Here is a 13,850-nt window from a genome sequence, read left to right as displayed (position 1 = left end):
CGGCGGCGACCAAGACGGCCGCTAAGCCGGCAACCAAGACCCCCAGCAAGAACGCGGCCAAGGCCGCCACTTCGTCCCCTGCGAAACGCGCCACCAAGACCGCAGCCCGTCAATCCGCCAAGGCCAAGACCGCATGACCCTGCCCACCTCGACGCATTACGACAAGCTCATCGCGCGCGCCCAGACGCTGGAGCCGGCCTTCTGCGCCATCGCCCACCCGTGCGACGAGCCCTCGCTGTCGGCCGCGCTGGAAGCCCGCGACCTGGGGCTGCTGCATCCCATCCTGGTGGGCCCGGAAAAGAAGATCCGCGACACGGCCGCCCAGTTCAAGCTGAACCTGGGCGATGCCCGCATCGTGGACGTGCCGCATAGCCATGCCGCCGCCGAGACCGCCGTGGCACTGGTGCGCAACGGCGAGGCCACCCTGCTGATGAAGGGCAGCCTGCACACCGATGAACTGATGCACGAAGTGGTCGCGCGCACGACGGGCCTGCGCAGCGGCCGCCGCATCAGCCACGTGTTCATCATGGAGGTGCCCACCTACGCGGAGCCGCTGTTCATCACGGACGCCGCCATCAACATCTTCCCCGACCTGGAAACCAAGGCCGACATCATCCGCAACGTGATCGACCTGCACCACGGCCTGGGCCTGGGTGAACCGCGCGTGGCGATCCTGTCGGCCGTCGAGCAGGTCACGCCCAACATCCCCAGCACCATCGAAGCCGCCGCGCTGTGCAAGATGGCCGACCGCGGCCAGATCGCCGGCGGCCTGCTGGACGGCCCGCTGGCGCTGGACAACGCGATCAGCCCGGACGCCGCCCGCATCAAGGGCATCCGGTCGCCGGTGGCGGGCGTGGCCCAGGTGCTGGTGGTGCCCGACCTGGAGGCCGGCAACATGCTGGCCAAGAACCTGACGTTCCTGGCCAACGCGGAAGCGGCGGGCATCGTGCTGGGCGCGCGCGTGCCCATCATCCTGACCAGCCGCGCCGACAGTCCGCGCTCGCGCCTGGCTTCCTGCGCGGTGGCGGCGATCTATGCCCACCACCTGAGCCAGCAAGCCGCCCGCCCGCTGGCTTGACGCCCGCCCCCACGCTACCGGATCCCAGAGCCATGAGCGACACCATCCTCGTCATCAACGCCGGCAGTTCCAGCATCAAGTTCTACCTGTACGACATCGACGACAAGCATGAGCTGGCGCCGCGCCTGGGCGGCCAGCTGGAAGGCATCGGCACCTCGCATCCGAAACTGCGGGTGCGCGACGCCGCGGGCAAAACCCTGGTGGAACGCGACATAGCGCCCAGCCACGCGCCAGACGTGCCCAACGGGCAGGAAGTCGTCGGAACCTGGCTGAGCGGCCACCTGGGCGGCGCGCCACTGGCGGTGGGGCACCGCGTCGTGCATGGCGGCCCCGACCTGTCCGAACCCGTCCTGATCGACGACGCGATCCTGGCCAAGCTGGACACGTTCACGCCGCTGGCGCCGCTGCACCAGCCCAACAACCTGGCGCCCATCCGCGTGATCCGTGAGAGGCGGCCCTGGATTCCGCAGGTGGCCTGCTTCGACACGGCGTTTCACCGCAGCCACTCCGACGTGGCCGACCGCTACGCGCTGCCCGAATCGCTGTACCAGGAAGGCGTGCGCCGCTATGGTTTTCACGGCCTGTCCTACGAATACATCGCGCAGCGCCTGCGCCAGGCCCTGCCCGAACTCGCGATGGGCAAGATCATCGCCGCGCACCTGGGTTCGGGCGTGTCCGCCTGCGCCATGCATGAAGGCAAGAGCGTCGACAGCACAATGGGATTCACCGCGCTGGAAGGCCTGCCGATGGGCACGCGGCCCGGCCGGCTGGATCCGGGCGTGGTGCTGTGGATGATGGAACGCGGCATGGACCACGACCAGATCGAGCACCTGCTCTATCACGACTGCGGCATGAAAGGCCTGTCCGGCATCAGCAACGACATGCGCGAACTGCTGGCCAGCGACGCGCCATCGGCCCAGTTGGCGTTGAAGTATTTCGCCTGGCGCGTGGCCGAAGGCATGATCGGCCTGGGCTGCGCCATGAACGGCATCGACGGCATCGTTTTCACCGCCGGCGTCGGCGAGAATTCCGCCGACATCCGCCAGGCGGTCGCCGACCATTGGGGCTGGCTGGGCATCAAGCTGGACCCCGAACGCAACGCCCATCACGGGCCGCGCATCTCCAGCGACGACAGCCGCATCGGCGTGTACGTGATCCGCACGAACGAAGAGCTGATCATCGCCCAGCACACGCTGGCGCTGGTGCGTCAACGATGAGCGCGCACCTTCCGCTGGCCGGCAAGCGCGGGCTCGTCACCGGCATCGCCAACACGGATTCCATCGCCTGGGGATGCGCCAAGGCCTTTCGCGCCCTGGGCGCCGAACTGGCCGTGACCTACCTGAACGACAAGGCCCTGCCGCATGTGGAGCCTCTGGCGCGACAGGTGGACGCATCGCTGCTGATGCCCTTGAACCTGCTGAACGAAGGCGAACTTGAAGCCGTGTTCGTCCGCGTCACGGACCTTTGGGGCGGGCTGGACTTCGTGCTGCACTCGATTGCCTTTGCCCCCCGCGACGACCTGCATGGCCGCGTGACGGACTGCTCGCGCGCAGGCTTTCTGCAAGCGATGGACGTGTCCTGCTGGTCGTTCATCCGCATGGCCAAACTGGCCGAGCCGCTGATGCCCGATGGCGGCGCCCTCTTCTGCATGAGCTATTACGGCTCGCAGATGGTGGTGGAGCACTACAACATGATGGGGCCGGTCAAGGCCGCCCTGGAATCCGCCACCCGCTATCTGGCTGCGGAACTGGGCCCGCAAGGCATCCGCGTGCATGCCATATCGCCGGGGCCGCTGAAAACGCGCGCGGCCTCCGGCATTGCCGAGTTCGACGCGTTGCTGGATCGCGCCCAATCCAAAGCCCCGGCGCGCAGCCTGGTGTCGATCGACGACGTGGGTGAGGCCACAGCCTGGCTGGCCACCGACGCCGCCCGGCTCATGACCGGGCAGACGTTATACATCGACGGCGGTTATCACATCATCGACTAAGGGCGGATCAACGCGCCCTAGGCCAGCGTGGCCGGCGCGCCCTGGCGCCAGCGCTCGATGGCTTCCACCGCCTGCTCGGGACTGCCGAAGATCTTGTCGCGGCCGATCTTCTTGACCAGCCCCGAACGTTCCAGCGCCATGCGGAACTGGCCGTGGCCGCCCGCGACCAGCAGCGTGATGCCGCGATCGTCCAGTTCGCGCTTGAGCTCGTACAGCGCTTCGACCGCATCGGCATCGGCCTGCGTCATCGCTTCGGCGTCCAGCACGAACCACTGCACGTCCCTCGCCTGATCCATGACCTCGCGCGCGCGGCGGCGAAAGGCGTCCGCATTGAAGAACCAGACCGACGACTCGAACAGCCAGACGACGGTGCCCGGCACCGGTTGCGCATCGGGATTCAAGTGGAGCTTGCCCAGCACCGATTCCCCAGGGAGCCGGCCCAGCAGCGCATCACGGGGGTTGCCCGACACGTACATGGCGTACAGCAGCGTCGCGCCCACGGAGACAGCCACGCCCTGCAGCACGCCGAAGCCCACCACCCCCACCGCGGCCAGGATGCCGAAGGCCAGCTCGATCCGTGAAATGCGGGCCAGGCGCATGAAGGCCTTGGCGTCGAACAGGCTGGCGGCCGCCAGCAGCAGGATGGCGGACAGCACCGCCTGCGGCAACCAATACAGGGGTGCGCTCAGCAGACCCACGACGACCGCCAGGGCGACCGCTGCGCTGACGCTGACCAGCGGCGATGAACCGCCTGCGACCAGCCCCACCGCGGTCCGCGAATCCGCCCCCGTCACGACAAAGCCCTGGAACAGGCCCGCCGCCACATTGGCCGCGCCGAATCCGACGAGTTCGCGGTTGGGGTCGACGTGTTCGCCCGTGCGCGCGGCGAAACTGCGCGCGGTCACGATGCCGCTGGAAAAACTGACCACCAGCACGCCCGCCGCGCCCAGCAGGATGCTGTCCACCCCTTCCAGCCGCACGGGCAGGCTGAGCCCCGGCAGGCCGGCGGGCACCTCGCCCACGACGGCGATGCCCAGGTTGGGAAAATCGAAGATCCACGACAGCAGGCAACCGCCGACCACCAGCAGGATGGGGCCGGGCCAGGTCGGCCGCCAGCGCTTCACGGCCACCAGCAGCAAGCAGGACGCGAGCCCCAGGCACAGGGTCGGGATCTGGATTTCCGGAAGACGTCGGCCGAGTTCCAGGAAGGGATGGATCAGGCCGCTGTTGCGCAGCCCCACCCCCGTCAATCCGCTAAGCTGGGACAGCGCCAGCGTGATCGCCACGCCCGCCATGTAGCCGATCAGCACGGGGCGCGACAGCAGATTGGCCAATACGCCCAACCGCAGCACCCGAGCAACCAGGCAACCCACGCCCACGGTCAGCGCAATGCCCGTCGCAGCCACCAGCCGGTCTTCGGGCGAGGTCAGCGCCATGCCGGTCAGGGTGGCGGCGATCAGCGTGCAGGTCGCCGTATCCGGCCCCACGATCAGCGTGCGCGACGAGCCGAACAGCGCGTAGCCCAGCATGCCGGCAATGGCGGCCCACAGGCCGGCGACGGGCGGCACGCCCATCATCGCCGCGTAGGCCAGGCCCACCGGCAGGGCGACCGCCGCCACGCTCAGGCCGGCCATGACGTCGCGCCGCGCCGACTCCCGAGTGATGCCGCGGAAATTATTCAGGCCAGGGAAAAAACGTGGAATCATGGTGCTGCAAGCCGACCTGATAGAAGGATTTCCGCAATGCGCGGGATATCCGCCAAGCCTACACCAAGGCGGGGCGCGCAAAACCGTCCTGAATCAAACGTACGCCGCTTTTTATTCCTTTTTGGAATGAAGATTGGTGATTATTTATCCCTTTTTTAGGGCCGGCAGTTTGCGTAGAGTCGCCCACATAAGAAAAGCGGCCACACGCCGCGCCTGTACACCGACACGGCCCGCCGCCGCGCCCCCTGCGACGCGCGGCATCAAGGGCCGGCACTTCTGGAGACTCCATGTCCTTCGCCTTCCTGCGGCGCGCCAGCCGCGTGTTCGTGCTGGCCGCGCTTGCCGCCGGCATCGCCCCTGCCGTCCACGCGCAAACCTATCCCGAGCGCCCCATCAAACTGGTCGTGCCCTGGCCGCCTGGCGGCGCGACGGACGCCTTGGGCCGCCTGCTGGCGCAGCGCCTGACCGAACGCCTGGGCCAGACCGTGATCGTCGACAACAAGGCCGGCGCCGGCGGCAACATCGGCACGGCAGCCTTCGTGCGGGAAAAGGCTGACGGCTACACCCTGCTGATGGCCACCAGCTCCACCAACGCCGCCAACCCGCACCTGTATTCGCGCCTGGGCTTCGACGCCGCGAAGGATTTCGCGCCGGTCGCTTTCGTGGCCGAGATTCCAAACATCCTGGAAGTCCCCAAGCAATCGAAGTTCCAGTCGGTCGCGGACCTGGTGGCGGCAGCCCGCGCCGAGCCGGGCAAACTGAACTACGGATCGGGCGGCGTGGGCTCGTCGCAGCATTTGGCGGGCGCGATGTTCAAGCACCTGACGGGCGCGGATGTGCTGCACATCCCGTACAAGGGCAGCGGCCCCGCGGTGTCCGATCTGTTGGCGGGCCAGGTGGACATGATGCTGGACACCGGGTCGCTCGCCCAGGTCCAGGCCGGCGCCCTGCGCGCGTTGGCCGTGGCCTCGCGCCAGCGTTTGCCGGCGCTGCCGGACGTGCCCACGTTCGACGAAGCGGGCGTCCCCAAGATGTACGCGTCGGCCTGGTACGGCATCGTCGCCCCCGCCGGCACCCCGGCGGACGTGGTGCAGCGCCTGAACAAGGAAGTCAACGCGGTCACGGCCACCCCGGAAGTGAAGCAGCGGATGGAAGCCATGGGCGCGCTGGTGCCGGCCGGGCAAACGCCGGAGGAATTCAGCGCGTTCATTCAGTCTGAAATTGCGCGGTATGCAGAGATCGTGAAGATCTCGGGCGCCAAGATGGAATAAGGAAACCGCAAACAGCGGCCGTCGCAGGATGGGTGCAGCGCGACACCCATCCTACCGGGTGTCGCGCGAGCGGCGCATCAGGAGACTCGGGCTTCCAGCACGGCCACGGCCGGCAGGGTCTTGCCTTCCAGGAACTCCAGGAACGCGCCGCCGCCGGTCGAGATGTAGCCGACCTGTTCACCGATGCCGTATTTGGCGATGGCGGCCAAGGTGTCGCCGCCGCCCGCGATCGAGAAGCCGTCGGATTCCGCGATGGCGCGCGCCACCACTTCGGTGCCGTTGGCGAACTGGTCGAACTCGAACACGCCCACGGGGCCGTTCCAGACGATGGTGCCCGCCTTCTTCAGGATCTCGGCCAGCTGCGCCGCGGTCTGCGGGCCGATGTCCAGGATCATGTCGTCGTCGGCCACGTCGGTTGCCGCCTTGACGGTGGCTTCGGCATCCGCGCCGAACGACTTGGCGCACACCACGTCAACCGGAATCGGCACGGCGGCGCCGCGTTGCTTCATGATGTCGATGACAGCGCGCGCCTGCTCGACCTGATCGGGCTCGGCCAGCGACTTGCCGATCGGCAGGCCGGCAGCCAGCAGGAAGGTATTGGCGATGCCGCCGCCCACCACCAGCTGATCGACCTTGTCGGCCAGCGATTGCAGGATGGACAGCTTGGTCGACACCTTGGAGCCGCCGACGATGGCGACCAGCGGGCGCTTGGGTTCGTGCAGCGCACGGCCCAGGGCATCCAGTTCGGCTTCCAGCAAGGGGCCGGCGCAGGCCACGGGCGCGAAGCGCGCGATGCCGTGCGTGGTGGCTTCCGCACGGTGGGCAGTGCCGAACGCGTCGTTGACGTAAACGTCGCACAGGGCGGCCATCTTCTTGGCCAACGCTTCGTCGTCCTTCTTTTCGCCGACGTTCACGCGGCAGTTTTCCAGCAGCACGACCTGGCCGTGATCGACCTGGACGCCATCGACCCAGTCGCGCACCAGCTGAACGGGCATGCCCAGCAGTTCGGACAGGCGCTGGCCGACCTTGGCCAGCGAATCGGCCTCGGTCAGCACGCCCTCTTTCGGGCGGCCCAGGTGGGACGTGACCATCACGGCGGCGCCGGCGTCCAGCGCCAGGCGGATGCCGGGCACCGACGCGCGGATGCGCGTGTCTTCGGAGATGCGTCCGGCGTCGTCGAACGGCACGTTCAAGTCGGCGCGGATGAACACGCGCTTGCCGGACAGGGCGCCGGACTTGGCCAGCGCGGACAGGGTATTGACCTTGGACATAGTTGAATTCCTACGATGGGCGAACAAAGGGGACGAACCCATTTTCCGCCTTCGCGGAAAACAAATCCGTCCCCTCTGGACTGACCGTGTTGCTTACTTGGCCGACATCAGCGCGACGGTGGTGTCGAGCATGCGGTTCGAGAAGCCCCACTCGTTGTCGTACCAGGACGAGACCTTGACCAGACGGCCCGAGACCTTGGTCAGCGACGCGTCAACGGTGCTGGAAGCCGGGTTGTGGTTGTAGTCCACCGAGACGAGGGGTTCGGTGTTGTAGTCCAGGATGCCCTTCAGTTCGCCTTCCGAGGCGGCCTTCAGGATGCTGTTCACTTCTTCGGCGGTCGTGTCGCGGCTGGCCACGAACGACAGGTCGACCAGCGACACGTTGATGGTCGGGACGCGGATGGCGTAGCCGTCCAGCTTGCCGTTCAGTTCCGGCAGCACCAGGCCCACGGCGGCGGCAGCGCCGGTCTTCGTGGGGATCATGCTCATCGTGGCCGAACGCGCGCGGCGCAGGTCTTCGTGATAGACGTCGGTCAGGACCTGGTCATTGGTGTAGGCGTGAACGGTCGTCATCAGGCCGTTTTCCAGACCCAGCTTGTCGTTCAGCGGCTTGACCAGCGGGGCCAGGCAGTTGGTGGTGCACGAAGCGTTCGAGATGACCGTGTCGGTCGACTTCAGCACGCCGTGGTTCACGCCGAACACGATGGTGGCGTCCACATCCTTGCCGCCCGGGGCCGAGATGATGACTTTCTTGGCGCCGCCCTTGATGTGCGCGCCGGCCTTTTCCTTGGTCGTGAAAAAGCCCGTGCATTCCAGCACGACGTCGACCTTCAGCTCGCCCCAGGGCAGTTCAGCCGGGTTGCGGTTGGCCAGCACGCGGATCTTGTCGCCGTTGACGACCATGAAGTCGCCGTCGACTTCGACGGTGCCCGGGAACTTGCCATGGGCCGTGTCGTAGCGCGTCAGGTGCGCGTTCGTCTTGGGATCGCCCAAGTCGTTGATGGCGACGATTTCGATATCGTGCTTCTTGCCACCTTCATAGTGGGCACGCAGGATGTTGCGGCCGATGCGACCGTAACCGTTGATGGCGACGCGAATGGTCATGACTAAGCTCCTTTTTTACAAAACCTGTTTGACGGTCTCGGCCACCTTGTCGGCGGTCAGCCCGAAGAACTTGAACAGCGCGCCGGCCGGAGCGGACTCGCCGTAGCGGTCGATGCCGACCACGGCGCCTTCCAGGCCCACGTACTTGTGCCAGAAGGCGGTAACGCCGGCTTCCACCGCCACGCGCGGCAGGCCCTTGGGCAACACGGATTGCTTCCAGGCAGCGTCTTGACGGTCGAACACGTCGGTGCTGGGCATGGAGACCACACGCACGGCGACGCCTTCCTTGGCCAGTTGCGCCTGCGCATCCAGCGCGATGGCAACTTCGGAGCCGGTGGCGATGATGACGGCGCGGGCGCCTTCGGCGTCGCGCAGCACATAGCCGCCGCGGGCGATGGCGTCCACGGTGGCGGCGTCACGCGGCACGAACGGCAGGTTCTGGCGCGACAGCAACAGGGCCGTCGGGCCGCCGTCGTGCACGTCCATGCCGATGCTGGTCGGGCGGGTCACGGCGGCGTTCCAGGCCACGGCGGTTTCGGCCGTGTCGCAAGGACGCCAGAGCGACAGGTTGGGGATCAGGCGCAGGCTGGCGGCGTGTTCGATGGACTGGTGGGTCGGGCCGTCTTCGCCCAGGCCGATCGAATCGTGCGTGAACACGTGCACGACGCGCTGCTTCATCAGCGCGGCCATGCGGATGGCGTTGCGCGAGTAGTCCGAGAACGTCAGGAACGTGCCGCCAAACGGCAGGTAACCGCCGTGCAGGGCCACGCCGTTCATGATGGCGGCCATGCCGAATTCGCGCACGCCGTAGTTGATGTGGCGGCCGAACTGGATGCCCTTGTCGCCGGCGCGGACGGCGGCAACGCCCTTCCAGTCGGTGAAGTTGGAGCCGGTCAAGTCGGCCGAGCCGCCCAGCATTTCCGGCAGCACCGGCGCCAGCGCGCCGATGGCGAACTGCGAGGCCTTGCGGGTAGCGACGGTTTCGGCCTTTTCCAGGGTCGAAGCCAGGAACGCCTTGAACTGGTCGGCGTAGCCCTCGGGCATCTCGCCCTTCATGCGACGCGTGAACTCAGCGGCTTCGGCGGGGAATTCGGCGGTATAGGCGTCAAACGCGGATTGCCATTCGGCCTGGGCCGCGGCGCCCGACTTGCGGCCATCCCAGCCGTCATACACGTCTTGCGGGATCTGGAACGGTTCAGCCGACCAGCCCAGCGCGGCGCGCGTGGCGGCGATCTCGTCCTTGCCCAGCGGCGCGCCGTGCACGTTGTGCGTGCCGGCCATGTTGGGCGAACCCTTGCCGATCACGGTACGGCAGATGACGAGCGTCGGCTTTTCCGATTGCGAGCGCGCGGCCTTGATGGCGGCGTCCACGGCGGCGACGTCGTGGCCGTCGACGCCACGGATCACGTTCCAGCCGTAGCCTTCGAAACGCTTGGCGGTGTCGTCGGCGAACCAGTGTTCGACGTGGCCGTCGATGGAGATACCGTTGTCGTCGTACAGCACGACCAGCTTGCCCAGCTTGAGCGTGCCGGCCAGCGAGCACACTTCGTGCGAGATGCCTTCCATCAGGCAGCCGTCGCCGGTGAAGGCGTAGGTGTGGTGGTCGACGATGGTGTGGCCGGGCTTGTTGAATTCAGCAGCCAGCAACGCTTCGGCCAACGCCATGCCCACGGCATTGCCCAGGCCCTGGCCCAGCGGGCCGGTGGTCGTTTCCACGCCCGGGGTAATGCCCACTTCGGGGTGGCCCGGCGTCTTGGAATGCAGCTGGCGGAAATTCTTCAGTTCTTCGATCGGCAGATCGTAGCCCGTCAGGTGCAGCAAGGCGTAGATCAGCATCGAGCCGTGGCCGTTGGACAGCACGAAGCGGTCGCGGTTGGCCCAGGCGGGATCCTTCGGGTTGTGACGCAGGTTGCTCGTCCACAAGGCCTGGGCGATTTCCGCCATGCCCATGGGTGCGCCCGGATGCCCGGAGTTCGCTTGTTGCACGGCATCCATCGCGAGGGCGCGGATGGCATCCGCCAAGGCAAGTTTAGGGGCGGTCGGATTGCTCATTCGGAAGGCTCTTTGAAGCTGGCACGCCCACAGGGAATATAGGGGCCAGTTGAGTAGGTTGCGAAGCAGACGATTTTAGCATCAGGGGATTTCCCTCACGCCATCGCCCTTAAGCTTGATGTAAACAGGCGTTTCCCCGGGAGAAATGTCAGCGTGGCGTCCACAATTGCGGGAAAGGGGTCCGACATTCAGGATAAAGCCCTGACATCAGCCCTGGAGCCTCCTACCATGAGCCTCATGCTCAATCTGACTATCCCTGTCGAAGGCATCATGGCGCTACGCACCGCCCTGGGCGAAGAGCGGGCGATTGCCGTGGCGCGGGCGTTGGAACACGCGCAAATCAAGGGCGAAACCGAACTTGCCGCCAAGCTCCGGCAGGAATGGCGCAATGACTTGGCGGCGGCCGTCGCCCCGCTTGCGCGACGCGAGGAGCTCGCCGAAATCCGCAAACAGATCGCGCAACTGCCCAACCGCGAAGAGCTCAAGCGCTTCGCCACCCACGAAGACCTGTCCGACCTGAGCGCCCACGTCCTGCGCCTGGACAAGAAAATGACGGTAGGCTTCCTGACCCTGCTGGGACTCAACCTCGCGTCCAGCGCGCCGACCTTCTTCGAATGGGGAGTCAAGGTGGTAGGCTACGCGCTCCGTTAACGCTTTTTGCTCCACCCATGTCCGCCCCCCGTTTCTACTGCGACGCCCCGCTTGCCGCCGGCACCCGAATCGCCCTGCCGGAAGCCCTGGCCCACCACGCGCTGCGCGTGCTGCGCTTGAAAGCCGGTGAAACCGTCGTGCTGTTCAATGGCCAGGGCGGCGAGTACCCGGCCGTGCTGGATATCGACGGCAAGGCGGGCTTCGCGCAACTGGGCGACTTCAATCCCCACGAAGCCGAATTGGCAGGCCGCATCACGCTGGTGCAGGGTCTGCCCACCGGTGACAAGATGGACTGGGTAGTGGAAAAAGCCGTGGAACTGGGCGCCGCCCGCGTCAGCCCCATCGCGGCGCAACGCAGCGTGCTGCAACTGTCGGGTGCCCGGCTGGACAAGCGCGTGGCGCATTGGCAACGCATCGCCCAATCCGCCGCGGAACAGTGCGGCCGCAACCGCCTGATGGCAGTCGACGCGCCCCAATCGCTGGCCGACTGGCTGGCGCAGCCCGCGGATGGCCTGCGCCTGTTGTGCCACCCGGACGCGGCTGACGATCTGGCCGGCAAACTTCGGGCCGAACCCGACGCGCAGGCGCTCAGCCTACTGGTGGGCCCCGAGGGGGGATGGTCGGACAAGGAATTGGAGCAAGCCCGCCAGGCGGGCGTGCAGGCCGTGCGTTTCGGCCCCCGTGTGCTGCGCACCGAAACCGCAGGATTGGCCCTGTTGTCGGCCGTCAGCGCGCTGCGCGGCTGGTAATCGCCACCTGCCGGGCCATGCGCCCGCCGCGCGCCGCAGTCGGGCGGGTCATCCCGGGCGCCCGGGCAGTCCTCAATTCAATCGTTTTCGCCGTAGGGGGCTGCCGCGACGCCGGGCTCAGGATCCGGGTGTTTGCCCGCATGCTCAATGACGAACGCAAAGATGCGGCCATTTTCGCGAGCAAAATCGGCCGCGTCCGAGCAGACGGTTTCAATGCGGGCGGCATCCTCTTCCAGCACCGGATCGCCGGAATGCAGCCGGTACAGCCAGAGCACGACGCCGGTCTTGTGGTCCAGCACCGTGTCGCACAGGCAGTCGTAGAGGGCATCCAGGTTGCCGCCGAAGTACTCGGGGAAGTCCACCGCCTTGACGATGGCGCGCAACACCGCAGAACGGCTGCGGGCCGGGTCGCAATTGGCGACGAACAGCGCCAGACCCAGCTCATGGGAAGCATCCACCACGGCCTTCTTGTCCAGCCCTTCATGAGGCAGCGCCCCGCCCCGCAGCAGCTGCTTCTGCAAGGTAGATTGGCCATTGCGCGTCATGCCTGAGCCTCCTTGAAAAAGGCGATCACTTCGTCATTACGCTGCATCGTATCGGCATAACCCAGTTCGATCAATCGTCGGGTGTAGCTGGATTCGAATAGAAGATAGGACATCAGCGCCCCGCCTCCTGGACGGTGTGGATCGGACGATACACCGAGTACGCGAAAAAGGGCACGTGCTTGCGCAGGCATATCTTGCAGATGCTCCAGCGCCATCGTGTCCAGCGACTGGCTGGGCGTGATCGTCAGCACCTGGATGCGTCTGACATTGACCTGGGTGCCGTCCGGCGTCGCATGGTCCATCAGGTAGTTGATGCGCTCCAGGCGCTCGACATCCACGGACAACCCGTCCAGGAAGATGCTGGACAGCGCATGGCCGCCCACCTGCGCCAGCGAGGGATACGGCGGCGAATCCGCGCGATGCTCGGGGTGGGTGTCGTCGCGGAACCCCGTGCCGATCACCAGCACCCGGTGCGCGCCCAGGTGGATGGCCGGACTGATCGGGGCCAACTGGCGCATCGACCCGTCGCCGCACCATTCGCCCTTGCCGTGCACCTGCACCTGGCGGGCGGGAAAGACAAAGGGAATGGACGACGAGGCCATCAGGTGGTCGATGCCGATCGGCGTCGGAATGGCCAGGCGCAGATAGCGGTGCCAGGGCTCGATGGGGGTGTGCGCCTGGTAGAAGGTCAGATGCTCGCCGCTGGTGTAGCCCGACGCCGTGATCGCCAGCGCCGATAGCGAACCCCGTTCCAGATTGGATTGCAGGTTGCGGAAGTCCAGCACCCGGCCCAGCAGCGCCTCCATGGGGCTATTGTCCAGCAGGGACTGGGGCCGCTTGCGCGTCAACCCCGAATACATCCAGCCCAGGGCCAGCAGGCCCAGCCAGCGCACGCCCGTGCGGATCAGGCCGGGCGCGTCGGCCCGGTAGATCATGTCGGTGTTCAGCGACGACCACAGGCGCCGGATGCGCCGTACCCCCAGGTGGGGCCGGTCGGCGCGGCAGGCCAGCGCGGCGGCGTTGATCGCGCCGGCGGACGTGCCGCAGATGATGTCGAAGGGGTTCTGGAACCGGGAATGCCAGTCGGGGTCCAGCAGCTCCATGATGGCGCTGAGCACCCCCACCTGATAGGCGGCGCGAGCGCCGCCTCCGGTCAGGACCAGGCCGGTCGGCGTGCGTGGGCACGCCGGGCCGGCCGGACTCACTTCAACGTGGCGTGTTGACATCGACCACAGTCATCGCGGTCATATTGACGATGCGGCGCACGGTGGAACTGGAAGTGAGGATGTGCACCGGCGCATTGCAGCCCAGCAGGAACGGGCCCACCGCGACGTTGCCACCGGCCGCGGTCTTGAGCAGGTTGTAGGCGATGTTGCCGGAATCCACGTTCGGGCACACCAGCAGGTTCGCTTCGCCCTTCAAGGTGGACGACGGCA

Annotated in this window: 13 protein-coding genes; 6 read left to right on the top strand and 7 right to left on the bottom strand. The window is 66.8% G+C overall.

All coding sequences use genetic code 11. The features are described 5' to 3' along the window. Positions 1 to 133: 133 nt before the first annotated feature. From ACO6D5_RS22985 to fabI, 3 genes are read left to right on the top strand one after another with little or no spacing between them, the layout of a single operon-like run. Positions 134 to 1,078 (top strand): phosphate acetyltransferase, encoded by a 945-nt coding sequence (locus ACO6D5_RS22985; protein ID WP_006222746.1) that lies wholly within the window; start codon positions 134 to 136, stop codon positions 1,076 to 1,078. Between the two features lie 32 nt (positions 1,079 to 1,110). Beyond that, positions 1,111 to 2,295: an acetate/propionate family kinase gene (locus ACO6D5_RS22980; RefSeq protein WP_006222745.1), complete on the top strand. Its 1,185-nt coding sequence runs from the start codon at positions 1,111 to 1,113 to the stop codon at positions 2,293 to 2,295. Next, a complete protein-coding gene (gene fabI, locus ACO6D5_RS22975) occupies positions 2,292 to 3,065 on the top strand; it encodes an enoyl-ACP reductase FabI (RefSeq protein WP_485826648.1) in 774 nt (257 codons plus the stop codon). Before ACO6D5_RS22980 ends, fabI begins: the two co-directional genes overlap by 4 nt. A 17-nt stretch (positions 3,066 to 3,082) precedes the next feature. Here fabI and ACO6D5_RS22970 read toward each other — a convergent pair whose 3' ends face one another. Next, on the bottom strand, positions 3,083 to 4,771 hold the full coding sequence (locus ACO6D5_RS22970; RefSeq protein WP_315527723.1) for a SulP family inorganic anion transporter: 1,689 nt from the start codon (positions 4,769 to 4,771) through the stop codon (positions 3,083 to 3,085). A 287-nt stretch (positions 4,772 to 5,058) separates the two neighbouring features. On the opposite strand from ACO6D5_RS22970, the gene ACO6D5_RS22965 reads away from it, so the two are divergent. Next, entirely contained in the window at positions 5,059 to 6,042 is a 984-nt protein-coding gene (locus ACO6D5_RS22965; protein ID WP_315527725.1) for a tripartite tricarboxylate transporter substrate-binding protein, read from the top strand. Between the two features lie 77 nt (positions 6,043 to 6,119). Here ACO6D5_RS22965 and ACO6D5_RS22960 read toward each other — a convergent pair whose 3' ends face one another. The 3 genes from ACO6D5_RS22960 to tkt all read right to left on the bottom strand — a co-directional run bounded on the left by ACO6D5_RS22960 (position 6,120) and on the right by tkt (position 10,469). Continuing rightward, on the bottom strand, positions 6,120 to 7,313 hold the full coding sequence (locus ACO6D5_RS22960; protein WP_315527727.1) for a phosphoglycerate kinase: 1,194 nt from the start codon (positions 7,311 to 7,313) through the stop codon (positions 6,120 to 6,122). A gap of 93 nt (positions 7,314 to 7,406) precedes the next feature. Then, on the bottom strand, positions 7,407 to 8,417 hold the full coding sequence (gene gap / locus ACO6D5_RS22955; protein ID WP_006221200.1) for a type I glyceraldehyde-3-phosphate dehydrogenase: 1,011 nt from the start codon (positions 8,415 to 8,417) through the stop codon (positions 7,407 to 7,409). Positions 8,418 to 8,432: 15 nt separating this feature from the next. Next, entirely contained in the window at positions 8,433 to 10,469 is a 2,037-nt protein-coding gene (tkt, locus tag ACO6D5_RS22950; protein WP_485826647.1) for a transketolase, read from the bottom strand. Between the two features lie 228 nt (positions 10,470 to 10,697). Between tkt and ACO6D5_RS22945 the strand changes: the two genes are divergently transcribed. Both ACO6D5_RS22945 and ACO6D5_RS22940 read left to right on the top strand, forming a co-directional pair. Then, on the top strand, positions 10,698 to 11,120 hold the full coding sequence (locus ACO6D5_RS22945; protein WP_485826646.1) for a hypothetical protein: 423 nt from the start codon (positions 10,698 to 10,700) through the stop codon (positions 11,118 to 11,120). Between the two features lie 17 nt (positions 11,121 to 11,137). Continuing rightward, complete coding sequence (locus tag ACO6D5_RS22940) at positions 11,138 to 11,869, top strand: 16S rRNA (uracil(1498)-N(3))-methyltransferase (protein WP_315846195.1); 732 nt, start codon at positions 11,138 to 11,140, stop codon at positions 11,867 to 11,869. A gap of 77 nt (positions 11,870 to 11,946) precedes the next feature. Here the strand turns inward: ACO6D5_RS22940 and ACO6D5_RS22935 are convergent, their stop codons facing one another. The 3 genes from ACO6D5_RS22935 to ACO6D5_RS22925 form a co-directional block, all read right to left on the bottom strand. Next, on the bottom strand, positions 11,947 to 12,414 hold the full coding sequence (locus ACO6D5_RS22935) for a barstar family protein (protein ID WP_006222736.1): 468 nt from the start codon (positions 12,412 to 12,414) through the stop codon (positions 11,947 to 11,949). Further along, the gene (locus ACO6D5_RS22930) at positions 12,411 to 13,640 is read right to left on the bottom strand and encodes a patatin-like phospholipase family protein (protein ID WP_411431416.1); all 1,230 of its coding nucleotides are present in this window, start codon (positions 13,638 to 13,640) and stop codon (positions 12,411 to 12,413) included. The genes ACO6D5_RS22935 and ACO6D5_RS22930 overlap by 4 nt, the downstream gene beginning before the upstream one ends. Further along, positions 13,621 to 13,850: phosphate acyltransferase (locus ACO6D5_RS22925; RefSeq protein WP_485826645.1), on the bottom strand; the 230-nt coding region annotated here is incomplete at its 5' end. The genes ACO6D5_RS22925 and ACO6D5_RS22930, both read right to left, overlap by 20 nt.

It is taken from the genome of Achromobacter sp., from assembly GCF_057314935.1.
Note: the sequence above shows the minus strand (reverse complement) of the source record. Positions and strands in the feature narration are given on the sequence as shown.

What these genes read in the sequence shown, in the direction of transcription:
- ACO6D5_RS22985 (WP_006222746.1), top strand. Translation starts at nt 134, where the DNA reads ATGACCCTGCCCACCTCGACGCATTACGACAAGCTCATCGCGCGCGCC.
- ACO6D5_RS22980 (WP_006222745.1), top strand. Translation starts at nt 1,111, where the DNA reads ATGAGCGACACCATCCTCGTCATCAACGCCGGCAGTTCCAGCATCAAG.
- fabI (WP_485826648.1), top strand. Translation starts at nt 2,292, where the DNA reads ATGAGCGCGCACCTTCCGCTGGCCGGCAAGCGCGGGCTCGTCACCGGC.
- ACO6D5_RS22970 (WP_315527723.1), bottom strand. Translation starts at nt 4,771, where the DNA reads ATGATTCCACGTTTTTTCCCTGGCCTGAATAATTTCCGCGGCATCACT.
- ACO6D5_RS22965 (WP_315527725.1), top strand. Translation starts at nt 5,059, where the DNA reads ATGTCCTTCGCCTTCCTGCGGCGCGCCAGCCGCGTGTTCGTGCTGGCC.
- ACO6D5_RS22960 (WP_315527727.1), bottom strand. Translation starts at nt 7,313, where the DNA reads ATGTCCAAGGTCAATACCCTGTCCGCGCTGGCCAAGTCCGGCGCCCTG.
- gap (WP_006221200.1), bottom strand. Translation starts at nt 8,417, where the DNA reads ATGACCATTCGCGTCGCCATCAACGGTTACGGTCGCATCGGCCGCAAC.
- tkt (WP_485826647.1), bottom strand. Translation starts at nt 10,469, where the DNA reads ATGAGCAATCCGACCGCCCCTAAACTTGCCTTGGCGGATGCCATCCGC.
- ACO6D5_RS22945 (WP_485826646.1), top strand. Translation starts at nt 10,698, where the DNA reads ATGAGCCTCATGCTCAATCTGACTATCCCTGTCGAAGGCATCATGGCG.
- ACO6D5_RS22940 (WP_315846195.1), top strand. Translation starts at nt 11,138, where the DNA reads ATGTCCGCCCCCCGTTTCTACTGCGACGCCCCGCTTGCCGCCGGCACC.
- ACO6D5_RS22935 (WP_006222736.1), bottom strand. Translation starts at nt 12,414, where the DNA reads ATGACGCGCAATGGCCAATCTACCTTGCAGAAGCAGCTGCTGCGGGGC.
- ACO6D5_RS22930 (WP_411431416.1), bottom strand. Translation starts at nt 13,640, where the DNA reads ATGTCAACACGCCACGTTGAAGTGAGTCCGGCCGGCCCGGCGTGCCCA.